The organism is Corynebacterium sp. HMSC06G04 (genome assembly GCF_001807365.1).
GTDB lineage: Bacteria > Actinomycetota > Actinomycetes > Mycobacteriales > Mycobacteriaceae > Corynebacterium > Corynebacterium simulans.
Genome location: NZ_KV788621.1, coordinates 1 through 23,348, shown reverse-complemented (window position 1 = coordinate 23,348; position 23,348 = coordinate 1). Strand labels below are relative to the sequence as shown.

General features: G+C 58.6%; 19 protein-coding genes and 1 tRNA gene. 6 read left to right on the top strand and 14 right to left on the bottom strand.

What is annotated here, in order from left to right; translation table 11 throughout:
- Window positions 1–340: 340 nt before the first annotated feature.
- Window positions 341–3,034, top strand: coding sequence for an ExeM/NucH family extracellular endonuclease (locus tag HMPREF3158_RS09155; RefSeq protein WP_062037268.1), 2,694 nt, complete (start codon window positions 341–343; stop codon window positions 3,032–3,034).
- 207 nt (window positions 3,035–3,241) lie between these two features.
- Here HMPREF3158_RS09155 and HMPREF3158_RS09150 read toward each other — a convergent pair whose 3' ends face one another.
- The 5 genes from HMPREF3158_RS09150 to purD form a co-directional block, all read right to left on the bottom strand.
- Complete coding sequence (locus tag HMPREF3158_RS09150) at window positions 3,242–3,928, bottom strand: DUF2334 domain-containing protein (protein WP_061924562.1); 687 nt, start codon at window positions 3,926–3,928, stop codon at window positions 3,242–3,244.
- 48 nt (window positions 3,929–3,976) lie between these two features.
- Window positions 3,977–6,100: a S9 family peptidase gene (locus tag HMPREF3158_RS09145; RefSeq protein WP_070498258.1), complete on the bottom strand. Its 2,124-nt coding sequence runs from the start codon at window positions 6,098–6,100 to the stop codon at window positions 3,977–3,979.
- 75 nt (window positions 6,101–6,175) lie between these two features.
- Window positions 6,176–7,045 (bottom strand): phosphoribosylaminoimidazolesuccinocarboxamide synthase, encoded by an 870-nt coding sequence (locus HMPREF3158_RS09140; protein WP_062037258.1) that lies wholly within the window; start codon window positions 7,043–7,045, stop codon window positions 6,176–6,178.
- A gap of 21 nt (window positions 7,046–7,066) precedes the next feature.
- The gene (purB, locus tag HMPREF3158_RS09135) at window positions 7,067–8,506 is read right to left on the bottom strand and encodes an adenylosuccinate lyase (RefSeq protein WP_070498255.1); all 1,440 of its coding nucleotides are present in this window, start codon (window positions 8,504–8,506) and stop codon (window positions 7,067–7,069) included.
- A gap of 71 nt (window positions 8,507–8,577) precedes the next feature.
- Complete coding sequence (gene purD, locus HMPREF3158_RS09130; protein ID WP_070498269.1) at window positions 8,578–9,876, bottom strand: phosphoribosylamine--glycine ligase; 1,299 nt, start codon at window positions 9,874–9,876, stop codon at window positions 8,578–8,580.
- A 34-nt stretch (window positions 9,877–9,910) separates the two neighbouring features.
- Here purD and HMPREF3158_RS09125 point away from each other — a divergent pair, with 34 nt between their 5' ends.
- Window positions 9,911–10,333, top strand: a complete 423-nt coding sequence (locus HMPREF3158_RS09125) for an HIT family protein (protein WP_061924576.1) — start codon at window positions 9,911–9,913, stop codon at window positions 10,331–10,333.
- A 43-nt stretch (window positions 10,334–10,376) separates the two neighbouring features.
- On the opposite strand, the gene HMPREF3158_RS09120 is transcribed toward HMPREF3158_RS09125, so the two are convergent.
- Window positions 10,377–11,837, bottom strand: coding sequence for a sensor histidine kinase (locus HMPREF3158_RS09120; RefSeq protein WP_083291074.1), 1,461 nt, complete (start codon window positions 11,835–11,837; stop codon window positions 10,377–10,379).
- 34 nt (window positions 11,838–11,871) lie between these two features.
- Window positions 11,872–12,576, bottom strand: coding sequence for a response regulator transcription factor (locus HMPREF3158_RS09115; RefSeq protein ID WP_061924579.1), 705 nt, complete (start codon window positions 12,574–12,576; stop codon window positions 11,872–11,874).
- Between the two features lie 210 nt (window positions 12,577–12,786).
- Between HMPREF3158_RS09115 and HMPREF3158_RS09110 the strand changes: the two genes are divergently transcribed.
- Complete coding sequence (locus HMPREF3158_RS09110) at window positions 12,787–13,143, top strand: hypothetical protein (RefSeq protein ID WP_061924582.1); 357 nt, start codon at window positions 12,787–12,789, stop codon at window positions 13,141–13,143.
- Between the two features lie 11 nt (window positions 13,144–13,154).
- Here the strand turns inward: HMPREF3158_RS09110 and HMPREF3158_RS09105 are convergent, their stop codons facing one another.
- Entirely contained in the window at window positions 13,155–14,891 is a 1,737-nt protein-coding gene (locus HMPREF3158_RS09105; RefSeq protein ID WP_070498252.1) for a pyruvate dehydrogenase, read from the bottom strand.
- Window positions 14,892–15,065: 174 nt separating this feature from the next.
- Here HMPREF3158_RS09105 and HMPREF3158_RS09100 point away from each other — a divergent pair, with 174 nt between their 5' ends.
- Together HMPREF3158_RS09100 and HMPREF3158_RS09095 are read left to right on the top strand one after the other, a co-directional pair.
- Window positions 15,066–16,565, top strand: coding sequence for an MFS transporter (locus HMPREF3158_RS09100; protein WP_070498249.1), 1,500 nt, complete (start codon window positions 15,066–15,068; stop codon window positions 16,563–16,565).
- Entirely contained in the window at window positions 16,549–17,106 is a 558-nt protein-coding gene (locus HMPREF3158_RS09095) for a TetR/AcrR family transcriptional regulator (RefSeq protein WP_070498247.1), read from the top strand. The genes HMPREF3158_RS09100 and HMPREF3158_RS09095 overlap by 17 nt, the downstream gene beginning before the upstream one ends.
- Window positions 17,107–17,112: 6 nt before the next feature.
- On the opposite strand, the gene HMPREF3158_RS09090 is transcribed toward HMPREF3158_RS09095, so the two are convergent.
- From HMPREF3158_RS09090 to HMPREF3158_RS09070, 5 genes are all read right to left on the bottom strand, one after another.
- Complete coding sequence (locus tag HMPREF3158_RS09090) at window positions 17,113–17,724, bottom strand: response regulator transcription factor (RefSeq protein WP_061924591.1); 612 nt, start codon at window positions 17,722–17,724, stop codon at window positions 17,113–17,115.
- A complete protein-coding gene (locus tag HMPREF3158_RS09085; RefSeq protein ID WP_082785835.1) occupies window positions 17,724–18,800 on the bottom strand; it encodes a sensor histidine kinase in 1,077 nt (358 codons plus the stop codon). Before HMPREF3158_RS09085 ends, HMPREF3158_RS09090 begins: the two co-directional genes overlap by 1 nt.
- 16 nt (window positions 18,801–18,816) lie before the next feature.
- Window positions 18,817–19,539, bottom strand: a complete 723-nt coding sequence (locus tag HMPREF3158_RS09080) for an ABC transporter permease (RefSeq protein WP_061924599.1) — start codon at window positions 19,537–19,539, stop codon at window positions 18,817–18,819.
- Window positions 19,540–19,541: 2 nt separating this feature from the next.
- Complete coding sequence (locus tag HMPREF3158_RS09075) at window positions 19,542–20,441, bottom strand: ABC transporter ATP-binding protein (RefSeq protein ID WP_070498244.1); 900 nt, start codon at window positions 20,439–20,441, stop codon at window positions 19,542–19,544.
- Between the two features lie 170 nt (window positions 20,442–20,611).
- Window positions 20,612–20,684: transfer RNA gene (locus tag HMPREF3158_RS09070), tRNA-Thr, on the bottom strand.
- Window positions 20,685–20,821: 137 nt separating this feature from the next.
- On the opposite strand from HMPREF3158_RS09070, the gene HMPREF3158_RS09065 reads away from it, so the two are divergent.
- Window positions 20,822–22,555, top strand: coding sequence for a threonine/serine exporter ThrE (locus tag HMPREF3158_RS09065; protein WP_083291073.1), 1,734 nt, complete (start codon window positions 20,822–20,824; stop codon window positions 22,553–22,555).
- Between the two features lie 35 nt (window positions 22,556–22,590).
- Here HMPREF3158_RS09065 and HMPREF3158_RS13415 read toward each other — a convergent pair.
- Window positions 22,591–23,348: IS30 family transposase (locus tag HMPREF3158_RS13415; RefSeq protein WP_141741035.1), on the bottom strand; the 758-nt coding region annotated here is incomplete at its 5' end.

Below are 23,348 nucleotides of genomic sequence, written 5' to 3'. Positions count from 1 at the left end.
AGTGCCCACAGTATTTCCCGCGGGGAACGAAAACCAATTCTATAGGGCGGCGGGTTGGGGGTGGTTTGGTTCGGGGGATTACTGGCGCCGACGCCTCGCGTGGGCACAATTTGCCAAATAGTGCGCCCAAATTTGCTGATTTTCCGGGCTTGCTTGGCAAATTGTGCGCAGTTCGCACGCCCCTGCCCCGCGAAGCCCACGTAAACACCCGATGAACCGCAAGACAAACTTTTTGGGCATGCATGTAAACCCCCAAGACATCTGGGGGATGAACGCTTGGCAAGCCCGACGCGGTGCCTTAGAAACAAATGGTCATATATCTCCTATTGCAAGGTTTCTCATGCGCTCTCGTTCTCTCCACGCGCTTTCTTTGACCGCGCTCATCTCCACTTTCTCCACTCTCACCGTCCCCGCCCATGCAGCCCCCGCAGGTGATGCCGTGGTCCTTTCTGAGGTTTACGGCGGCGGCGGAAACTCTGGTGCGACCTTTACCCACGACTTCATCGAGCTCTTCAACCCCACCGAAGCCGCGGTCTCGCTGGATGGTTGGTCCGTCGAGTACTTTTCCGCCGGTGGCAACTCGGGCGGCAAGGCTGCTCTCAGCGGCGCGATTCCGGCTGGCAAGCACTACCTGATTCAGGCTGGCCAGGGCAACGGCGGCTCCACGCCACTGCCTACCCCAGACGCGGAGTCCTCCCTGAACCTGTCCGGTTCGAAGGGATCGGTCAAGCTTTACGACGCCTCCGGCAACGAGGTTGACCTCGCCGGTTACGGTTCCGCCCAGCTGGCAGAAGGCACCCCTGCCCCAAGCACCTCCAATGCAGAGTCAGTCTCTCGCGATGAGGCGGGCACCGATACCGACGACAACGCTGCCGATTTCCATGTCGGCACGCCAACTCCTACGCCTTCCGGAAACGAACCAACCACGCCCGCTGAGCCAGAGGAACCAACGCAGCCTGCAGACCCCGGCCGCGAGCTAAGCATCGAAGAAATCCAGGGAACCGGCGCTCAGTCTCCGGTTAAAGACCAGAACGTCACGACCAAGGGCGTCGTCACTGGCGTGTGGTCCGAGGGCGGCATCAACGGCTTCACCATCCAGACCGGCGGCACCGGAAGCGAGGCTCCCGCTGCTTCCCCGGCGCTGTTTATTTACATGGGTAACAAGGAAACGTCTGCTTATCCGCAGCTCGGGGATTCCGTGCAGGTTTCTGGCAAGGTCTCGGAGTTCTATGATGCCACCCAGCTAACCGCAGATGCCGTCGAGAAGCTCGATGCTCCCCTGCCAGAAGTCACCGCGCTAGAGCTAGAGACTCTGCCAGAAGGCGACGTCGCCCGTGAGGCCTACGAGCACATGCTGGTACTGCCTGGCACCCACACCGTGACCAACAACTACGCGCTCAACCAGTATGGCGAGGTAGGCCTGGCGCCGGGCACGGAGGCACTCCGCCAGCCGTCGGACCTTTATGACCCGTCGACTGACCCAGACTCCGACCTACAGAAACTTGCCGCTTCCAACGCCGCCAAGCTGGTCACGCTGGACGATGGCCGTACGAAAAACTACCTCGAGTCTGACCAATCCACCCCGCTGCCATATATCGCGCAGGACAACGCACAAACCATCAAATCCTTGCGCACCACTGACCAGGTAACTTTCCAGCACCCAGTCATCGTGGGTTACTCCCATGAACAGTGGCGCTACCAGCCCACCGCACCGGTAACGGGCAATACGGCAGGCAGCGATTTGCCGATTACCTGGGAAGACTCCCGCGAAAAGGAACTGCACGCACTCGACGTCGAAGGCGAATACACCATTGGTGCCTTCAACGTATTGAACTACTTCACCTCCCTTGGCGAGGAATACGGCGGCAGCTCTTACGATGACATGGACGGCAACCCGGTCACCGTCAAGCGCGGCACGACCCGCGGTGCTTATACCGCGGAGGCCTTCGAGAACCAGCAGCGCAAGATTGTCGCGGCCGTAAACGGTCTTGATGCCGACGTCATCGCCCTTTCTGAAATCGAAGACGGCTACGGCGTCACCGGCGACAAGTCCAAGCGTGACCAAGCCTTGGCGCACCTGACAGACGAGCTCAACGCGGCCGCTGGTTCCGAGAAGTGGGCCTACGTGGCCTCCCCGGAGAAGCTGCCGGACACCGTGGACGTCATCCGCACCGCGTTCATCTATAAAAAGGAACGCGTCATGCCAGTTGGTGAATCCCGCATCTTCGTCGACGACCGCTTCACTGGAACCGCTCGCGAGCCGCTAGCGCAGGAGTTCGCGCCAGTCGACGCCGCGGATGACGAGACTTTCGTGGCCGTGGCCAACCATTTCAAGTCCAAGGGTTCCGTTGTTAAGGGCGACGCCGACACCGGCGACGGCCAGGGCAACAACCCCAACGTGCGCAAGGCACAGGCCGAAGCCGTTCTTGAGCACCTGGCTAAGCAGCCAGATTGGCAGGACAAGGCCACCTTCGTGATGGGTGACCTCAACACCTATACCCACGGCGATGCCATCGATGTCTTCCGCGACAGCGGCTACACCGTTCCCGCTGAGGACTTCCACGCAGATGCCTCTTACCAGTTCTCTGGCCTGTTGGGTTCTCTCGACCACGTCCTGGCCAACGAGGTTGCATCTGGCAAGGTAACCGACGCCCAGGTGTGGAACATCAATGCCGACGAGCCGGTGGCCTTTGAGTACTCTCGCCGCAATTACAACATCGTGGACTTCTACGACGACTCCCCGTTCCGCGCCTCCGACCACGACCCGGTCAAGGTCGGCTTCAGCCTGGGCGAGGCGGCCGCTACCCCAGACGAAGAACCAGACACCAACCCAGACAGCAAGCCCGGCACCAACAAAGGCTCCAGCTCCAGCAACGGCTCTAGCTCTGGTTCGAGCACCGGCGGCATCATCGCATTGATCCTTGCGGTTGCCGTCCCCGGCATCGCAATGTTGCTCGGCGGTTCGATGAAGTTCCTGGCGCCCCAGCTCATCGACGCCCTGCCACCGCAGGTCCGGGATTTCCTCAAGCTCTAGGCTCCCGGGAGCGTCTCCTCCGGGGTGCTTTCCCCGGAGCGTTTCCCCCTTACGCACAATTTGCCATATAATGCCCTGAATTAGCGCGGATTCAGCAGTCTAATTGGCAAATTGTGCGCTTTTGCGCGTTCGGTGCACGCTTTTGTGCGTTCGGCGTGCGTTCAGGGCACGCTTTGCACGCGTGGCGTGCACTTCCGCGGGAGGCTTTTAGCGCTTCGTCAAAAAGACGCCGTAGTCCGCGGGCTGCGCGCCGGCGCTCGCGGCGCGGTCAACCGCCTTGATGAAGTCAGAGACCACTTTCCTGTCATTAAGGTTGCGGCCAGAGATGGAAAGACGCACGGTGTTGCCACGCAGCGCGGAGCGCTCAGCTGCGCGAATAATGTTGCGGCGCCACCACTTCGCCGCGCCGAAGCCCTCGCCGAAGGACAGGTTGCGGGTCTGGTGGAACTTGCCGGAACGCAGCTCGTGAATGCCACGCGTGGAGACCGCGACGTCGAAAGCAAAGTTCGGTAGGACCTCCAAGGTGCCAGGCGACATACGCCAGCGTGGAGGTGCGAAGATGCTCGACTCGAAGCCCAACTTGGCCATCTGCCGCGTGGCGCCCTTCAAACGGAGATTGGCCTCGTGCGAGTCGAGGTTAGCGAACTCAGCGCGACGACCTTGCACCGCTTGGTCGAAGCCATTCAGAATAAGCAACCTACCCGCGGATTCCTGCTCTTTGAGAAAGCCTAAGGTCTTGTCATCCTTGGCCAGGTGCCAATTGCCATCAATGTGTGGGGCAACCAGCAAAGAGACCGGGATTTCTTCCCGGTCTAGTTCTTTGAGGAGGTTACTAGTTTGCTTCCGCGTGTCAGAAAAGATGCTAGAAATCGAAACTAGAAGGTGGCCATGCATAAGTGCAATTATCGCACAGCCACCGCGAGTCCGCGCGGCGAGGAGCGTCTAAGCTTTCAACCCCGTGGCCTTGTTAATGGTCCACGCGTACTCGAAGGCATTCTGGCGCCACTTGTCATAACGTCCAGAAACGCCACCGTGGCCAGCGACCATCTCCGTCTTGAGCAGGAACTGCCCGCCCTTTGCGGTATCACGCAGCTTGGCAATCCACTTCGCCGGTTCCACGTAGAGCACGCGAGTGTCGTTGAGCGAGGTAATCGCCAAAATGTCCGGGTAGTTCTGCGCAGTGACGTTCTCGTAAGGCGCATAGGACTTCACGTAGTCATAGACCTCTGGGTCGTGGTACGGGTCGCCCCACTCTTCCCACTCGATGACCGTTAGCGGTAGCTCCGGCTTCAGGATGGAAGTCAGCGGGTCCACGAAGGGCACCGAGGCCTGGATGGCCGTGAAGCGGTCTGGGGCCATGTTTGCCACCGCGCCCATCAGCAGGCCACCGGCGGAGCCGCCTTCCGCCACCATCTGATCTGCGGTGGTGACACCGCGCGCAATGAGATCATCGGCCACCGCGATGAAGTCGTTGAAGGTGTTCTTTTTCTGCAGAAGCTTGCCGTCGTCGTACCAGGTGCGACCCATCTCGCCGCCGCCGCGGACGTGCGCCATGGCGAAGATCATGCCGCGATCCATCAAGGACAGACGGAAGACGGAGAAGTACGGGTCCATGCTGGCCTCATAAGAGCCGTATCCGTAGAGAAGCGTCGGGTTAGCTTTGGTGCGGTCAAGATCGGCGCGGTGCACGATGGAGACCGGAATCTGCGTGCCGTCGGAAGCCTGCGTCCACATGCGGTAGGCAACGTAGTCATCCTTGTTGTAACCGCCCGGAACTTCTTGTTCCTTGAGCAAGGTGTACTCGCCAGTCTCGACGCGGTAATCGAAAAGCTGCGAAGGCTGGATGAAGGAGGTGTAGCTCACGCGCAGTACCGATGCATCCCATTCCGGGTTGCCGCCAACGCTCACGGTGTAGAGCTCTTCGTTGAAGTTTAATTCCTTAAATTCGGACCAACCATGGCGTACATCCATGATTGCGGCACGCCCGATGCCGGCGCGGCGGTAGCCTACGACGACCTGGTCGCGATAGGTATCCACGCCTTCCAGGCGCACATCCTCGCGATGCGGAATCAGCACATCGAGCTCGCGGAGCGGTGCGAGGTCCTCCCCTACGGCTAGCGGCGTGGTGGCCAGGGTGAAGTTCGGGCCTGATGCGTTGTGGGTGACAAACCAATAGGCCTGGCCGTCGATCTCGGCATAGTCGACGTCGTAGTCAACACCTGCTTCGCGCTGCCACAGAACCTGGAATTCGCCTTCCGGGTCCGTACGATCCAGCACCCAGGTCTCTGAGGTCAGCTTCGAGCCGATGACGATGAACAGGTACTTCTCGCTGCGAATACTGCCGACGCCGATATTAAAGTGCTCGTCGGCTTCATACATGACCTGCACGTCTTCGGACTGCGCGGTTCCCACCTTGTGGCGCCAGACGGTATCTGGGCGCCAGGCATCATCGACCGTGGTGTAAAAGATGTAGTCATCGCCCACCCAGGTTGCACCGTAGAAGATGCCTTCGAGGCGGTCGGAGAGCAGCTCGCCAGTACGCAAGTCCTTGATGACCAGAGAAAAACGCTCGTCGCCAGCGGTATCCACGGAATAAGCCAGCAGGTTGCCGGAGTCAGAGACGGTGGAGGCACCCATCGCGAAGAATTCGGTGCCTTCTGCTAGCTCGTTGGCATCTAGGAGGATTTCCTCGCCCTCAGGCGCGCCTTCTTCTGGAATAACGGGAGCGGTCCACGGGTCAGCACCTTCGGCCACCGGAACGCGACAGCTAATGCCATAGTTCTTGCCCTCGACAGAGCGGCCGTAATACCAGTACTGGCCCCTGCGCGAAGGCACGGACATGTCCGTTTCCTTCACGCGCGACTTTACTTCCTGGAAGATGTTCTCAGTCAGCTCTTTAAGGTGCGCCGTCTCCTGCTCAGTATAAGCATTCTCCGCGCGCAGATAATCGAGCGTTTCTGCGGATTCTTTATCCCGCATCCACTCGTAATCATCCACGAAGCTGCGGCCATGAAACTCGCGGGTGATGGGGTGTTTTGCGGCAATCGGCGGGGTCAATTCAGTCATGTTCTCCTCGCGAGATTAGGGGGCTTATTTGTAGTGAGATTTCTCGAAACCCTACCGTAACGAAGGCTTTAGGCCTTAGAAGGAGTTTCCCGAAAGACGCTCGTAAGCCTCGACGTAGCGCGCACGGGTGGCCTCGACGACGTCGTCAGGCAGGCGCGGCGGCTTGGTATCAGAGGCCTGGTCCCAGCCGGATTCCGGGGAGGTCAGCCAGTTGCGCACGTACTGCTTGTCGAAGGAAGGCTGAACCTTGCCCTCCTCATACGTATCGGCCGGCCAGTAGCGGGAGGAATCCGGGGTTAGGACCTCATCGGCCAGAATCAGGGTGCCGTTCTCATCAAGGCCAAACTCGAACTTGGTATCGGCCAGGATGATTCCCTTCTCCTCCGCGATGCGGGCGGCCTCGGAGTAGATGCGCAGGGTGGCAGCGCGCAGCTCTTCCGCGCGCTCTTTGCCCAGCTTGGCGACGACCGCGTCAAAAGACACGTTCTCATCATGCTCGCCCTGCTCCGCCTTGGTGGCCGGGGTAAAGATCGGCTCTGGCAGGCGGGAGGCCTCGGTAAGGCCTTCAGGCAGCTCGATGCCGCAAACGGTACCGCTTTCCTTATATTCCTTTAGGCCGGAACCGGTGAGGTAGCCGCGCGCGACGCACTCGAAAGGCAGCATGTCGAGCTTCTTGACCACCATGGCGCGGCCCAGCACCTCCTCTGGGATGCGCTCGTCATCGAGCGGGCCGGCGAGGTGATTCGGGAAATCGATGACGTCGAAGAAGAACTTCGAGGTCGCGGTCAGAACACGCCCCTTGTCCGGGATAGCCGGGTCCAGGGAGTGGTCGTAGGCCGAGATACGGTCGGAGACCACCATCAACAGAGTGTTCTCGTCGACGTCGTAGATGTCACGGACCTTGCCGGAAGCAAGGTGCTTATAAGAAGAAAGTTCTGGGCGCATGAGTCCTATCCTAATTCGCTTTTAGAGAATCTCGCCTGGGGTATAAGCGGCGGCCTTCGGGTGCTCGCTGACCAGGTTGTTGATGCGGGTAAGAACCTGGTTGACCTGGGACTCCGCGGCGCCGATGAAGGCGTGCTTATCGGCCAGGGCAGCCTCTAGGTCCTCCGCGGACATCGGCAGGCGCTCGTCGGCGGCAAGGCGCTCGACCAAGTCCTGATCGCCGCCGTTTTCGCGCATGTTCAGCGCCACTGCGACGGCGTTTTCCTTGATGACCTCGTGCGCGGTCTCGCGGCCGACGCCGGCGCGCACGGCCGCCATCAGGATGCGGGTGGTGGCCAGGAACGGCAGGTAGCGCTCGAGCTCGCGGTCGATCATCGCAGGGAAGGCACCGAACTCGTCCAGCACGGTCAGGAAGGTTTCGAACTGGCCGTCGAGGGCAAAGAAGGCGTCAGGAAGCGCAACGCGGCGAACCACGGAGCAGAATACGTCGCCCTCGTTCCACTGCTGGCCGGAGAGATCTGCAACCATGGTGAGGTAACCGCGCAGGATGACTTGGAAGCCGCACACGCGCTCGCAGGAGCGGGCGTTCATCTTGTGTGGCATCGCGGAAGAGCCAACCTGGCCTTCCTTGAAGCCCTCGGTGACGGTCTCATTGCCAGCCATCAAGCGGATGGTGGTGGCCAAGGAAGACGGGCCGGCGCCCAGCTCAACCAGCGCGGAAACGGCGTCGAAATCGAGGGAGCGTGGGTAAACCTGACCAACGGAGTTGAAGATGCGGTGGAAGCCCAGGTGATCAGCAATCGCAATCTCCAGGGAGGCCAGCTTGTCCTCGGAGCCGCCCATCAGGTCGAGCATGTCCTGGGAGGTGCCCATCGGGCCCTTGATGCCGCGCAGCGGATAGGCAGCCAGGAGCGATTCGACGCGCTCGATGCCCAGCAGCATCTCATCGGCTGCGGAAGCAAAGCGTTTGCCCAGGGTGGTGGCCTGAGCAGCAACGTTGTGGGAACGGCCGGCCATGACCTGGGATTGGTAAGCAGCCGCATGCTTGCCGATGCGCGCGACGACCGCGATGGCCTTGTCACGGATGAGGCGCAGCGAGGTATGAATCTGCAGCTGCTCAACGTTCTCGGTGAGATCACGGCTGGTCATGCCCTTGTGGATGTGCTCAAAGCCAGCGAGGGCGTTGAACTCCTCGATGCGGGCCTTGACGTCGTGGCGCGTTACGCGCTCACGGGCAGCGATGGACTCGAGGTCCACCTGCTCAACCACGGACTCGTAGGCCGCAATGGCCTCTGCTGGAATATCGACTCCCAAATCCTTTTGCGCGCGCATGACGGCGATCCACAGCTGGCGCTCCAGGATGATCTTGTACTCCGGGCTCCAAATATTGGAAAGCTCTGCGGAGGCATAGCGGGAGGATAGGACGTTGGAAATGTTCTTCTTTTCAGCCACGGGAAACATTATTCCATGTACAAAGCCCAGCCTGTACCTTTTGGTAACAAGCTGGGCTATACGGGGGTGCGAGAGAAAAGCTAGATGGAAATCTCGCCGTCTTCGGCACGCTTTCCGATGTCGCGGCGGTAGAAGCTGCCGTCCAACTTAAGGCCTTCTAGCACCTCGTAGGCGGCGGCACGGGCCTCGGCGAGCGTGGCTCCCTGGCCCAGAACGTTGAGCACGCGGCCGCCGTTGGAGATGACATCGACTTCCTCTTCAACACCGCGCGAGCCTTCGGCTTGCGAGGTGCCGGCGTGGAGGACCTTGTTCGGATCATCCAGGCCCGGGCCGGTGATGACGTCGCCCTTACGCGGGGAGGCTGGGTAACCCTCCGCGGCCAGGACGACGGTAACGGCGTAGCCGTCCTTCCACTTCAGCTCGTCCAGCTCAGCAAGCTTGCCGGTGGCGGTGGCGTTAAGCGCCTCAGCCAGCGGGGACTCGAGCATGGAAAGAACTGCCTGGGTTTCTGGGTCGCCGAAGCGGCAGTTGAACTCGACAACAGCGATACCCTCCTTGCCCCACGCGAGGCCCGCATAAAGCAGGCCGGAGTACGGGGTGCCGCGGCGCACCATTTCGGCGGCAACTGGCTTGCAGACTTCGTCGACGATGCGCTGCACGCCGTCGGCTGGCAGCCACGGCAGCGGCGTATAGGCGCCCATGCCGCCGGTGTTGGGGCCTTCGTCATTGTCGTAGGCGCGCTTGTGATCCTGCGCTGGGAGCAGCGGGACGACAGTCTCGCCGTCGACCAAGCAGAACAAGGAAACTTCTGGGCCATCGAGGAAGGACTCGAGCAGGACCGGGTTTCCTGCCGCGTGAACCTCGTTTACATGCTCCTTCGCGGCAGCGCGGTCGTCGGTGACAACGACGCCCTTGCCGCCGGCAAGGCCGTCATCTTTCACCACGAAGTGCGGGCCGAAACGGTCGAGGGCGGCCTCAATATCGGATTCGGAAGCCCCCGGCATCAGCTGCTCCGCGCGAGCGGTGCGAACGCCAGCAACATTCATGACGTCCTTGGCAAAGGCCTTAGACCCCTCGATCTGCGCGGCATCCTTGGAAGGGCCGAAAACGGCGATGCCGTTGGCACGCAGCTCATCTGCGACGCCGGCAACCAGCGGCACCTCGGGGCCAACGACAACAAGCTCGGCGTCAATTTTCTGCGCCAGCTCCAGCATCTGTGCTGGGTCATCAACCTTGGAGTACTCAGGATGCACCGTGGCCAGGGAATCGAAGTTCGGCGAGCCTGGGGCAACGTGGAGTTCAGTGGTCAGTGGATCTGCCTTGAGACCTTTGAGCAGGGCGTGTTCGCGGCCGCCCGAGCCAATTACGAGAATGCGCATGCCGTCCATCTTAACTGGAGGTAGCCTAGTCACCATGTCTTCTGTATTTACCAAGATTATTAATGGTGAACTGCCTGCACGCTTTGTCTACCGCGACGAGACCTGCGTGGCCTTTTTATCCATCGAGCCCCTCAACTACGGCCACACTCTGGTGGTTCCGATTGAGGAGATAGATAAGTGGACCGACCTCGACCCACAGACCTGGGCACACCTCAACGAGGTGGCACTGGAGATCGGCGCCGCTATCAAGACGGCGTTTAACTCGCCACGCACTGGCTACATCATCGCCGGCTTCGACGTGCCACATACCCACATCCACCTCTTCCCCACCGAGAAGATGGAAGAGTATGACTTCGCCAAGGCATTTGCTGCCGACGCCACCGATCCTGCCGCCATGGATGAGGCAGCGACGCGTATTCGCCAGCACTTGGGCACCGACGAAGAAGGACGCCGCTAACTAGCAGCGTCCTCGTGAGAAGGCCTCGTTAGCGGCCGATTAATTATGAAGCTGGGAGGCGCACCGTAAAGGTGGAGCCCTCCCCCAGCTGGGAGCTCACGGCAATGCTGCCGCCGTGCTGCTCCACCAAAGATTTCACGATGGCCAGGCCCAAGCCCGAGCCGCCGGTATCGCGGGTGCGGGAAGAATCCGCGCGATAGAAACGCTCAAAGATGTGGCTGGTGTCCTCGGGGGGCATGCCCTTGCCGTCATCGGCGACGTCGATAAGCACTGCCTTGTCTGTGCCCTCGCCCTCTTCGCGGATGGTGAGTTTGACCTTGGCTTCCTCGCCACCGTGGCGAATGCCGTTGGAGACGAGGTTGAGCAGCACCTGGTGCAGGCGATCAGGGTCGCCTTTGACCACCGGAATATCGTGGGTCTCGTTAACCACGTCGATCTGGCGGCCGGCAAACGCGGCACGCGCGGAGGAACCGACGGAAAGCACCAGCTCCAGCATATCCACAGTGCGCATGTCCAGGCGCGAGCCCTCGGCGCGGGTCAGAGAAAGCAGGTCCTCCACCAATAGCGACATTCGCTTGGACTCGTCATCGATCTTGGAAAAGACGAGATCCACATCCTTGGTGGCGCCGGAGCGATAAAGCTCGGTGTAGCCACGCAAACTGGTCAGCGGGGTGCGTAGCTCGTGGGAAGCATCGCCGACGAAACGGCGCATCTGCTCCTCTTTATCTTGAGCTTGGACAACTGAGCGCTGCAGCTGACCCAGCATCACGTTGAGTGCAGCCGAGAGCTGACCAACCTCGGTGTGCTTCGGCCACTCCGGCACACGCTTGTCCAAGTCACCCGCGGCAATCTCGGAGGCGGTCTTTTCAACGACGCGCAGCGGGCGCAGCGCGCGGCGGATAAACCACATGCCCACCACGGCGATAATGCCCATGACCACGGCAGTGATGATTATTTGCACGATCGCTAGACCGCGGAGAATAAGCCGCTCGTGGGTGAGATCCTTGGCCACTACGGTCACGGTGCCATCGACCTTGATGGCCACGGCGCGCCACTTGGTTTCGTCGTTTCCAACGGAACCGACGGTGGCAGGCTCGTCACCGATGTAGAGGTTCTTCGCGTCCGGCATGCTGGTCTTGGGGCCGGTGTATAAAACGGTGCCATTCGGCAGGTAGCTAAGCGCCACGTATTCCGTAGGCGGGCGCCTAGAGTAGTCCCCCAAATAGTAGTCGTTGCTCATATTGCGCGCCCAGCCGTTGGTGGCATCCTTTAGCTGATCATCGACGTTGCCATACATGACGTCGGACATAATCGAGGACACCGCCAAAGAGGCACCCGCCAGGCCGAGGCCAGAGACCAAGACCATGAGCACCAAAAGCCACGTGCGCAGCGGCATCGCTTTGGGGCGCTGCACGCGGCGTCGCTTAGCGCGCTCCCCGGAGGGAACCGCAACGGACGGGGTTTCAGGCAGCGTAGATTCCGCCGCCGAGTGGGTAGTGCTCATGTATTAGTACTCGAAAAAGGACTGTGGCGAACTACTAGTTACGCGGCATGCGCAGAACATAGCCGACGCCGCGAACAGTATGAATAAGCTGCGTATCGCCGGTGTCGATCTTGCGGCGCAGGTAGGAGATATAGGACTCGACTACGTTGCCATCGCCGCCGAAGTCGTAGTGCCAGACGTTGTCCAAGATCTTGGACTTGGACAGCACCACTTCCTTGTTCTGCATGAGGTAGCGCAGAAGGTTGAACTCGGTTGGGGACAGCTCGATGATTTCGCCTCCCTTGGTGACCTCGTGGGTGTCATCATTCAAGGTGAGGTCAGCATAGGAAATGGTGGCGTCACTGTTTGCGTCATCGACGTTCGCGCCGCGGCGCAGGATAACGCGCAGGCGGGTGATAACCTCTTCCAGGCTGAACGGCTTAGTCACGTAATCATCGGCACCGATGGTCAGGCCATGGATGCGCTGATCGACGCTGTCCTTTGCGGTCAAGTAAAGCACCGGGCCGTCGAGGCCTTCCTGACGCAGCTTGCCAAGCAGCTCGAAGCCGTCCATGCCCGGCATCATGACGTCCATGATGTAGGCATCAGGATTAACCTCGCGGGCCACCCGCAGCGCCTCAGTGCCGGAGTTTGCGCTGAATACTTCGAAACCCTGGAACTTCAGGGAAACGGTGAGTAACTCCACGATGTTGGGCTCATCATCAACGACGAGGACTTTTACTTCTTTATTGTCGTCCATTAGCTCTTGTTACTTCCTTCAGCGAGTGCTTGTTGCTATTTCGCAATAATGACACCCAGCCTTCCAAGGGCACTGAAGGGAGTCTGGACATCACCTGTGAACTCCCATCCTAGCCAACGGCGCCAACAACCAGGCCGGAATACGTAAGGTGAACACCAAGTCGACTTCACCGATGGCAATCACGGCAACCAATCTGAAGAAGGATTCCAAGTGCGCAAGAAACTCACGTTGTCCGAAGAACAGTTCCGATTCATCGACCAACTCACCAACGAGGTCTTTGAAAGCGACATGCTGCCCGAAGGAACCGTTCTCACCGGAGTCGGAATTCAATCCCGCAGGAGCATAGACCCTTCTGGAGAGAGCACGTGGTACCACTTGGATTTGTGGAACCGACAGCTCCATGACGGGCGGACGGTCAGACTGTGGGGCGCATTTCCTGATCTCAGTGAAAAGGAAGACGCGCTTTCTTTCCACACCATGGTGCAGTCTTCAGGCCTTGCCGAAATGTTCTTGACGGCTACACCCGAAACTGCACGGTTCGAAACGATGGAGTACGTAGCGGACTAGCGGCTAGCCGCCTACGGGCGCGGAATGTTGCGCAGGTTGGACTGCGCGAGCTGCAGCATCTGACCAACGCCGCCGCCAAAGACGGTGCGGGTGGCGGCCTTGGAGAAGCCCAGCAGCTGCTCGAAGGTCAGTGTCGGCGGGATGGAAAGAGCGTTCGGGTCGGTGATCATGTCAACCAGAACCGGGCCATCGAAATCCATGGCCTCGCGAATCTGCTTGCGGGCCTTCTTCGGGTCCTCGATGTGGATGTGCTTGATGCCGGCAGCCTCTGCGATCGCGGCATAATCCACGTGCTCATGGTCGGTCTCGTGCTCTGGCAGACCCTGGACCAGCATCTCCAGCTTGACCATGCCCAGCGAGGAGTTGTTGAAGACGAAGGTCTTCACCGGCAGGTTGTGCAGCTTCACGGTCAGCAGCTCACCCATCAGCATGGACAGTCCACCATCACCGGAGAAGGAGATGACCTGGCGACCTTCGTTAGCGGCCTGTGCGCCGATGGCCATCGGCAGTGCGTTAGCCATGGTGCCGTGGCGGAAGGAACCGATCTGCTCACGCTTGCCATTCGGGGTGATGTAGCGAGCGCCCCAGACGTTGCACATGCCGGTGTCGACGGTGAAGACGGCGTTGTCAGCTGCTTCTTCATCGATGATGTTGGCCACGAACTCTGGGTGGATAGGCTTCATCTTCTCAGCCTTCTTAGTGTATGCCTCCACCACGTGGTTGAGCTTGTTGTAGTGCTCCTTGAGCATCTTGTCGAGGAAGCGGCGATCCTTCTTCTCATCAATGTGCGGAAGGATGTTCTCGATGGTGGCAGCCACGTCACCGGTAACCGGGTACTTAATCTTGGTGCGGCGGCCGATGTGGGAGCCGTCAATGTCGACCTGTGCGACGTTGCCCTTGGGCAAGAAGTCGTTGTACGGGAAGTCGGTGCCCAGAAGGATAAGCAGGTCGGCCTCGTGGGTGGCGTCGTGTGCCGCGCCGTAGCCCAGAAGGCCGGACATGCCGACGTCGAATGGGTTGTCGTACTGGATGTACATCTTGCCGCCCAGCGCGTGGCCGATTGGCGCCTTAATCTTTTCCGCCAGCGCCAGCACCTGCTCGCGGGCATCCTTGACACCAGCACCGACGAAGAGCGCGACGGTCTTGGCCTCATTAATGGCCTGGGTCAGCGCGGCTGCTTCAGCCGGATCCGGGAAGACAACTGGACGGCCAGCGGAGATGGTGGAGGTGGTGAAGGTATCATCTTCTGCCTCCTGGGTGGAAACGTCGCCCGGGATAACGAGCACGGAAACGCCCTTGCCAGCCATGGTGGACTGGATAGCGTGGTGCAAAATGACACCGCCCTGGTCAGCGGAGTTGACCATCTCGCAGTAAGCGGAGCACTCGTTGAAGAGCATCTCCGGGTGGGTCTCCTGGAAGAACTTGGAGCCAATCTGGCGAGATGGAATGTGGGATGCGATGGCCAGAACCTTGGCGCCGTTGCGGTGGGCGTCGTAAAGCCCCTGCACCAAGTGGGTGTTGCCCGGGCCGCAGGATGCCGCGCACACGGCGAGCTTGCCTGTGGTCAGGGAATCTGCCTCAGCTGCGAACGCGGCAGCTTCCTCATTGCGGACGTGCACCCAATCGATGGAGGAACGGCGCACCGCATCCACGATTGGGTTCAGGGAGTCACCAACCAGACCATAAATGCGCTCGACGCCTTGCGCCTCGAGAGTTTCTACGAGCTGTTCTGCGTAATTCTTCGACATATCACTACTTCTTTCAGGAATAGTAAAAAGTTTTCTCCATCCAGTGTCCTTATTAATTCCCCTTTGTGCCAGCTTTTTACTCAAGACTCACCAAGCCCCCTGCCTGGTGATACAAAACACAGGCCACATTCGAGCGTTTGAAACTGTAATGAACGTTCGGTACATTTTCATACGATGTCCGCCACCGATTCAGTCCATTCCAATAGCACCGCCACCACCACCGAGTCCACCGCCGTACAGCGCTGGACTTTCTTTACCGTGGTCTCACTCGGCCTACTCATGGTCGGCCTCGATAACTCAATCCTTTACACCGCCCTCCCGGCACTGACGGATCAGCTCCACACCACCTCTACCCAACAGCTATGGATCATTAACGCCTATGCGCTGGTGCTGGCCGGCTTATTGCTGGGCACGGGCACCCTGGGAGATCGCATTGGACATCGCCGCATGTTCGTCATCGGCCTTGTGCTTTTCGGCAGCGCATCCCTCGCCGCCGCGCTCGCCCCCGGCGCGTGGTTCTTGGTGGCTGCGCGCGCATTCTTGGGCCTTGGCGCTGCCGTGATGATGCCCGCTACTTTGGCACTGATTCGCCTGACCTTCGATGATGAAATCGAACGCAACACCGCGATCGGCATCTGGGCCTCCGTTGCGGTCGTGGGCGCTGCGGCCGGCCCTACCGTCGGCGGATTCCTCCTCGAGCACTTCTGGTGGGGCTCGGTCTTTTTAATCAACGTGCCCATCGTGCTCGTCGCGCTCTTACTGACTTTCCTTTTGGCACCGCCCAACCAACCGAACCCAGACAAGCACTGGGATTTCGCGTCCTCACTCTTTGCGCTTATTACGCTTTCTTCCCTAGTGCTGGCCATTAAGTCGGTGGCGGGTTCCCATTATGGGCTGGCCGGCGGCGCGCTGGTGGCCTGCGGCATCGGCAGCTTCGCGTTTGCTCGCCGCCAAAAGCAGCTTTCTGAGCCGATGCTCACCTTCGATGTCTTCCGCTCCCCCGTCTTCACAGGCGGCGTCATTGCTGCGGGCGGCGCGATGTTTGGCATGTCCGGGCTGGAGATGCTCACCACGCAGAAGCTGCAGATGGTCAATGGTTTAAGCCCCCTGCATGCGGGAATCACCATTTCCGCGGTGGCGATTGCGGCACTTCCGATGTCCACCCTAGGCGGCGCCAACCTTCACCGCTGGGGCTTTCTGCCCATCATCGCCGGCGGGTTTGCTTTCATGGCTGCGGGCATCGCCATCGCGATGTGGGCGGGCCACCACGGCATCTTTTGGTGCTTCGTTGCGGGCCTGCTCTGCATGGGCATCGGCGCGGGGCTCACGATGTCCGTGGCCTCAACCGCCATCATCGGCGCGGCACCACCCCATCGTTCCGGCATGGCCGCAGGCGTCGAGGAGGTCTCCTACGAGCTCGGCACGCTGCTATCCATCGCTATCACCGGCTCCATTGTGCCTTTGCTTTACTCCCGCAATCTGCCCGCGGATATCGAGGGCATGCAGGCGCTTTACGACGCCGCGACCCACGACCTCGCCGCAGCCGCCTACGACAACGCTTACCTCACGACCCTCGGCGGCTTGCTCGCGATGATGCTGCTCTTCGCCGCAGTGACCGGCTATTTGTTTAAAAACAACCCGAAGTCGGGAGGCTACGATGCCGCGCATCAGTAAAAAGACCGAAGTGCTAAAAGCCGCCCTCACCATCATCGAAAACGAGGGCGTGCATGCCGTGACTTACGACGCCCTGGCCACCGCCACGGGAATGTCAAAGTCCGGGCTCATCTATCACTTTCCTCCCCGCCACGAACTGCTCATCGAGTGCCACCGCTTCTGCGCCGCGCGCTGGGAAGCGGAACTCGAAGAGCTAGCCGGCGGCAAGCAGGCCGCGGAGCTAGACAAAAAGGAGCGCCTGCGCGCACTCGTGCAATCCCTAGGCAAGAACGACCCTCTGATCGAATTGCTGATGAGCATCCACTCCCAGCAACACCCGGACTTCATGGAACAATGGCGCGACGTCGATAAGCGCTGGCTGCCCGATCCGGCAGCTGATGACCAAACCGCGCTCATCGCCACCATCCTTGGCAATGGCCTCTGGGTCCACGACCACTTGACTGAACGAAAGATACCCACAGCTACTCGCAAAAAGACAGTGGAACTCGTCTTGGAATTCCTAGATTCAGGAAAGCTACAAACCGCACCGCTTAAAGATTAAGCAACGTCAACTGATAATCCAGCCCCGCTCAATGGCAAGATTTACTGCCGCTGCACGAGTGTCAGCACCAGTCTTAGCCATCGCACGCGACAAGTGATTGCGCACCGTGCCCTCCGATAAGTTAACCCGCTTCGCGATTTCCGCGACGACCGCACCATCGGCGGCTGCTTGAAGCACTTCGGATTCTCGAACGGTGAGAGGCGATTCACCGAATAGAAAAGAATCTGCAGCAAGTTTGGGATCAACTACACGCAAGCCGGAGTGAACTCGGCGCACCGCATCAGCGAGCTCTGCGGCAGGCGCGTCTTTAACGATGAAGCCATGTGCTCCCGCGGAAACCGCGCGACGCAAGAAACCCGGGCGCCCGAACGTTGTAACTATCAATATCTTTACCTGCGGTAGCGCTTCTCTAAGGCGTTTCGTAGCAGTCAGACCGTCCACATTCGGCATATCTACATCCATCAAAATAACATCAGGACAAGCCACCGAGGCGACCTCCATGACCTCGCTTCCGTCGCCAACGTCGGCCACTACCTCAATGTCACTTTCCAAGCTAAGCAAGGCGCTTAATGCGCCTCGCACCATAGCCTGATCATCAGCAAGCATCACTTTTATCATTAATGCTCCTTAGCCCATGGCCCGGTTTGAACGGCCTGGGCTGTAAGCTTCAGACCTCCCATGGTGGTTTCACCCAAGCACAATTCGACTCCGTTATTTTGGCATCGCTCCCGCAGCCCTCGCAGACCATTTCCTTCCCTTATCTCTGCTATTCCGACTCCGTCGTCTTCAATCAATACAGATTTGGAGGTCAGACTGATGGAGCATCTCTTTGCACCGGAATGTCGGACAACATTCGTAGTCCCTTCACGCACTACCCAAGCAAACACTTCCCTCAAATCAACCTGTACTTCATCTACCGAATTCGGCATCTTCGCTTTAATACCTGCGCTTTGAAGGAGGCTTAATGCCCGAGCTAGTTCACCGGAAAGGCTGAGCTCTCGATAGCCATTTATTGCGGTGCGAACTTCTGCCAGCGCAGACCTCGAGATTTCCTCAATTTCTGCAATTTGTGACTTCGCCGTATTCGGGTCGAGCTCAATGAGCTTCTTTGCAAGCTCCGCTTTAAGTGTCACCGTTGTGAGAGAATGTCCCAAAATATCGTGCATGTCGCGAGCCATGCGGTTGCGCTCTTCGTTTACTTCGAGTTCTTGGGATCGAACTTCCTGTATCTTCCTTTGCGCTTGGCTAATAATCGCCATTCGGCTTGCTAAACAGGCAATGCCGGTTGTAATCAAAGACAAGTGGCCGAACGGCCATAGCGACTGAGGAATCGCTATCGCGGCGACTGCAGTAAAAGGCAGGGAAACCTGCCACGGAAATACAAATGCAACAGCCGAGGCAATGAAGTATGCAAGTTGAATCGCATCGGTTCCGACAAGATTAAGCACGATCAGTGCGAGAAAGGTTCCAACCACTAACAACGAAACTGCACGGAGATTGACCCGCATCACACCTAGGCGCAGATCATCGATTGCGATAGCCCAGGAACCAATGAGACAAAATACGCAGCAAAGAACAAGAACCGCGCTTGAAACCGGATACGGGTGGCTTCGAACCGTCAAAAGAATTGGAACAGTAAGGGCCAACCAGAAAATGGCCCAAATACTGTTTGGCCAGGTAATATACCGAGTCATCACTTTTTCATCTTAGCTAAACCCGAGCCGTATCATAGCGCATCTTCCGGGCTGCCCCGACCAAGAATACGAACAGCCAAACCACAACATTGGCCACTGCAGCCCACGAAAAGTTGCTCGCGTCCATCGGCGAAAGCGCCAACTTATGAAGTCCGTAGAGCGGGGTAAGACTTCCAATCTTGTCGAAAGTCGATCCAGGAGTCAGTGGCATAAATACTCCCCCGAGGAAAGACAGCAACGCTAACAAAGGCCCAACTACCTGCATTGTGGTCTCTGCAGGCAAAAGGTATCCCATGAACAACCCAAAAGACATAAAAATGATTGAGCCCAACCATGCGATGACAAAAGACTGAGCCCAAGCCAGAGCCGGCATGTGTGCATGGACCAGCGGTCCACAGATATAAACCGTGAGCAAGGCTATACCGCTCAGAGCTAATCCCGCTGTGGCTTTAGCTCCTACATAGTTAATTGGGCGAAGAGGAGTTAAACGCAGCTGCCGACTCCACCCACTTGCTCTTTCGATGCCAACTGCTGCACCAGTTCCAGCAGTCGCCATTAACCCAGCATAAAGGGCAAGACTTATTAAGATATTTGCTGCCCAGTTTCCATTCCCATATTCCTGCTGTGCATAGTCTGCAGTAGCAAATATGAACAGAAAGGCAATGGGGATAACCACGACGAAAACTAGACCACGGACATTGCGCAAAATGCGCTTCATTTCCAATTTGTATAAATACATATCTACCTTTCCTGATGAGCTAGGTCGATAAAGGCGTCATCAAGGCTGCGCGCAGTAATGCTGATGTCTCTCGCAAGACCTCGAGTTAAAAGCAAGCGTGCGATTTTGTCAGTATCCTCGGCTACCAAAACGAATTCTTCCCTGCGCATATCGAGCGATATCTGAGGAAAATCTCTTAATGCTTGTTCCACTTCTGACTGCGAAGCTTGAAGTTTGGCATGAATTGTTTTTCCTGAAACTTGCGCTCGTAGCTCCTGTGGGCTGCCGTCCGCTACAAGGACACCGTGATTCATCATCACGATTCGATCTGCAAAATCGTCGGCTTCTTCCAAATAATGGGTAGCGAAGATAACGGTTCGTCCCTCGCGAGCATCTTCACGTATATTCGCCCAAAAATCGCGTCGAGCTTCTACATCCACGCCAGCTGTAGGTTCGTCTAAGACGATGAGGTCAGGCTTGCTGACCAAAGCCATTGCAAAACGTAGCTTTTGTTGCTGGCCTCCTGAGCATTTACCCACGTACCGTTCTGCAAACTCGCCAGCACCAGCGCGTTCTAATGCTTCCTCTGCGCTTAAGGAATCACGATGGAAACTGGCCATAAGCTCAACCGTTTCGCGAACCTTTAAGTTAGGAAGCAGGCCTCCCGACTGCATCATTGCAGAAACTCGACCGAGCACCACCGCGTTGCGCGGCGTCGTCCCGCATACTTCAATGTTTCCTGAATCTGGTTTGCTTAGGCCCAAGATGAGATCGATGGTGGAAGTCTTACCCGCACCATTAGGTCCCAAAAGGGCTACGACTTCACCGCGCTCAATCGAGAAATTGAGGTCCTTTACTGCACAAACCTCACCAAATGACTTTGTTAGTGATTCAACTCTTAACGTGGACTCCGTGTTTGCCATGGTCCAAGTCTCATGCGACACCGCGAAGAGTACGTATAGCAATTGTCATTAGTCGGCGATGACAATTGTCATGAGGTATTAATCTCAGTCGGCGACTGCCAAGTCAGAAGCTCGGCGTTGCTTTCCAACGAAATTAGCCCCGGTAGAAATAAATTTCACCAGGGCCATTGAGCTGGAGACGAGACTTGAACTCGCAACCTACGCATTACAAGTGCGTTGCGCTACCAATTGCGCCACTCCAGCACCGCGGATTGAGCCGCTGCGAAGAATCGTACCCGAGCAGGCGAGCGGACGAAAACACTGGGGTGGCCCGTGCGTCGCGCAACCCCAGCGGATAGAGTGCAAGCAAGAGTCTCAATCGGTTTTTAAGGGTTTGTTGCGTGTCATTTATTTCCGCACTGAGGGAGCGTTTTAGTGCTTCTTCCGGCTACGTTGCCACCATCGATGCGGCAAAGGCCGCGCCACCACCATCGCCGCTGGCGCCAGTCGATCTGACCGACGCCGCGCAGGTCACCGGTGTCATGGAAATCGCTGCGCGCGTGGGCGAAGTCCTCATCAGCGCCGGCACTGCCAACTCCGATGCCAAGGCACAGATTCACCTGGTGGCTTCTTCCTATGGTCTCCACTACTGCCATGTGGACATCATGATGAATACCATCACCATTCACACCGCGATGGGCGCGGGCTCTAACCGCCGTAACCTACACGTCTTCCGCGTGGCCCCTTCAATTTCGGTGGACTTTTCCAAGCTTTCCGCGGTAGACCGCCTGATCTACTCGATCCGCTCCGGCGCCACACCACCGGCCATGGCCGAGCGCGTCTTGGACGAGATCAACAACATGAAGCCGCCTTATCGCACCTCCACCGTCCTTTTGGGCTGGGGCGTTATGGGCGGCATTCTCTCCGTGATGCTCGGCGGCGACGCCTTGGTGGGCGTCATGGCGTTTTTCGTCTCTTTGCTGGTTATGGGCGTCAACGCCTGGGCGGCAAAGTTCCGCGTGCCACCCTTCTACCAAAACATCATGGGCGGATTCCTCGCCGTCGTACCGGCGGCGATCCTCTACAACATGGCCGCCGGAATCGGCATTACCTTCTCGCCTTCCCAGATCATTGGTTCAGGCATCATTGTGCTCGTCGCCGGCCTTACCCTGGTGCAATGTTTGGTCGACGGCATCACCCGCGCACCGGTAACATCGGCCGCTCGCTTCTTCGAAGCCATGCTGGCCACCGGCGCCATCATCGCCGGCGTCGGCGTGGGCATTCAGTTCTCTGACTGGATGGGCTTTACCCTGCCGCCCCTGGCTACGCTCGCGCCGCCGGTCTATCACCAGGTCCCGCTGCTCATCCTCTGCGGCAGCATCGGTTCAGGCGCCTTCGCCCTGGCCTGCGGCGCTTCCTGGATTGAGGTTACCGTCTCTGGACTTACCGCCGGCGCCGGTATGCTCTTCTACTACTTCGTAGTCATTCCTTTCGGCGTGAGCGACGTCGTAGCCTGCGGCATCTCCGCCACGGCGGTGGGCCTGGCCGGCGGCCTGCTCTCGCGCCGCTACATGATGCCGCCGCTCATCACAATGATCGTGGGCTATACGCCGATGCTGCCTGGCCTTACCCTCTACCGCGGCATGTACGCCTCGCTGAATGAGCAGATGATCTCCGGCTTTACCAACCTGTCACGAGCACTAGCCATCGCCGGTGCGCTGGCTGCCGGAGTTGTGCTGGGCGAACGCGTGGCCCGCCGCCTGCGTCGCCCGCAGTACTTCCGCCCTTATGCCACCATCAAGCGCGTGGGCCACTTCTCGTTCCACCAGGCCAGCCGCCTAGCTGCCCGCAAGCCACGCATTCCGCGCGTGCCGCTTTCCCCCTTCGCCCCCAAGGTCAACCGCCCCGTCCTGCCTCCGAAGCTGGGGCCCAAGCCGCCGATGCCTGCCCAGCAGGTACGCATGCTCCAAGACCAAGCCATCGGCGAGGACTGGAAGGAAGAATGGGAGTCCATCACCGAGATGTGGCCGGTTACCACGCAGTGGGAGGACCAACCGCAAGACGGTGGGAGCGCACAACCCGCTGCAGACGGCGCCGAAGATGCGGCCGAAACCGCCCCAGATGCCAAATCGTGAGCAAAAAAGTTCGGCGGTTTCAAGTGGTGGATGCATCACTTGAATAGTTCTTGTATCTTCTCTTCTGGTTTATACCAGTTGAGGACTTTTCTGGGGCGCCCGTTGAGAAGGTCTTGAATGTGTTGGACATCCTTGTCGGTCAGGGCACTAAAGTCGCTTCCTTCGGGCAGGAAGTCTCTGACTAGCCCGTTGGTGTTTTCGTTGGTAGGACGTTGCCACGGCGAGTGTGGATCACAGAAGTAGACTGCTAGTCCACGTGCGATGCTCAGCTTGTCTACTTGGGCTAGTTCTACGCCTTGGTCCCAGGCCAGAGTTTTAGTGATGTTGCGTATTTTGCCGGTAAACATCTCGATCAACTTATCGACAGTCGTGGCGGAATCATGAACATCTAGTTTGCGGATCATGGTGTAGCGAGTACTGCGTTCTACACAGGTTACAAGTGCAGTGGTTCCTCCTTGTCCGATGATGAGATCGCCTTCCCAATGCCCTGGAACTGCGCGGTCCTTGTCATAGGAGTCACCCACCGTCCCAGTCGACGCTGCGATACCGTGCTCAGCCAGGCGCTCGTTGTAGACGATGCTCACATATTGTGAGCCGTGGTCTGAATGGTGAATCAAGCCCGTTGTTTCTTTGGCGCACACGATCGCCTGGTTGAGCGCTTGCAGCGGCAAGGCTTCGGTGCGCATCGAATCCGACAGCGCCCATCCGACGATCCTCCGGGAGAATACATCGGTCACGAACGCGGTGTACACAAAGCCTGGGCCTGACCCCCGGAAAGTGGACACATCGGGGG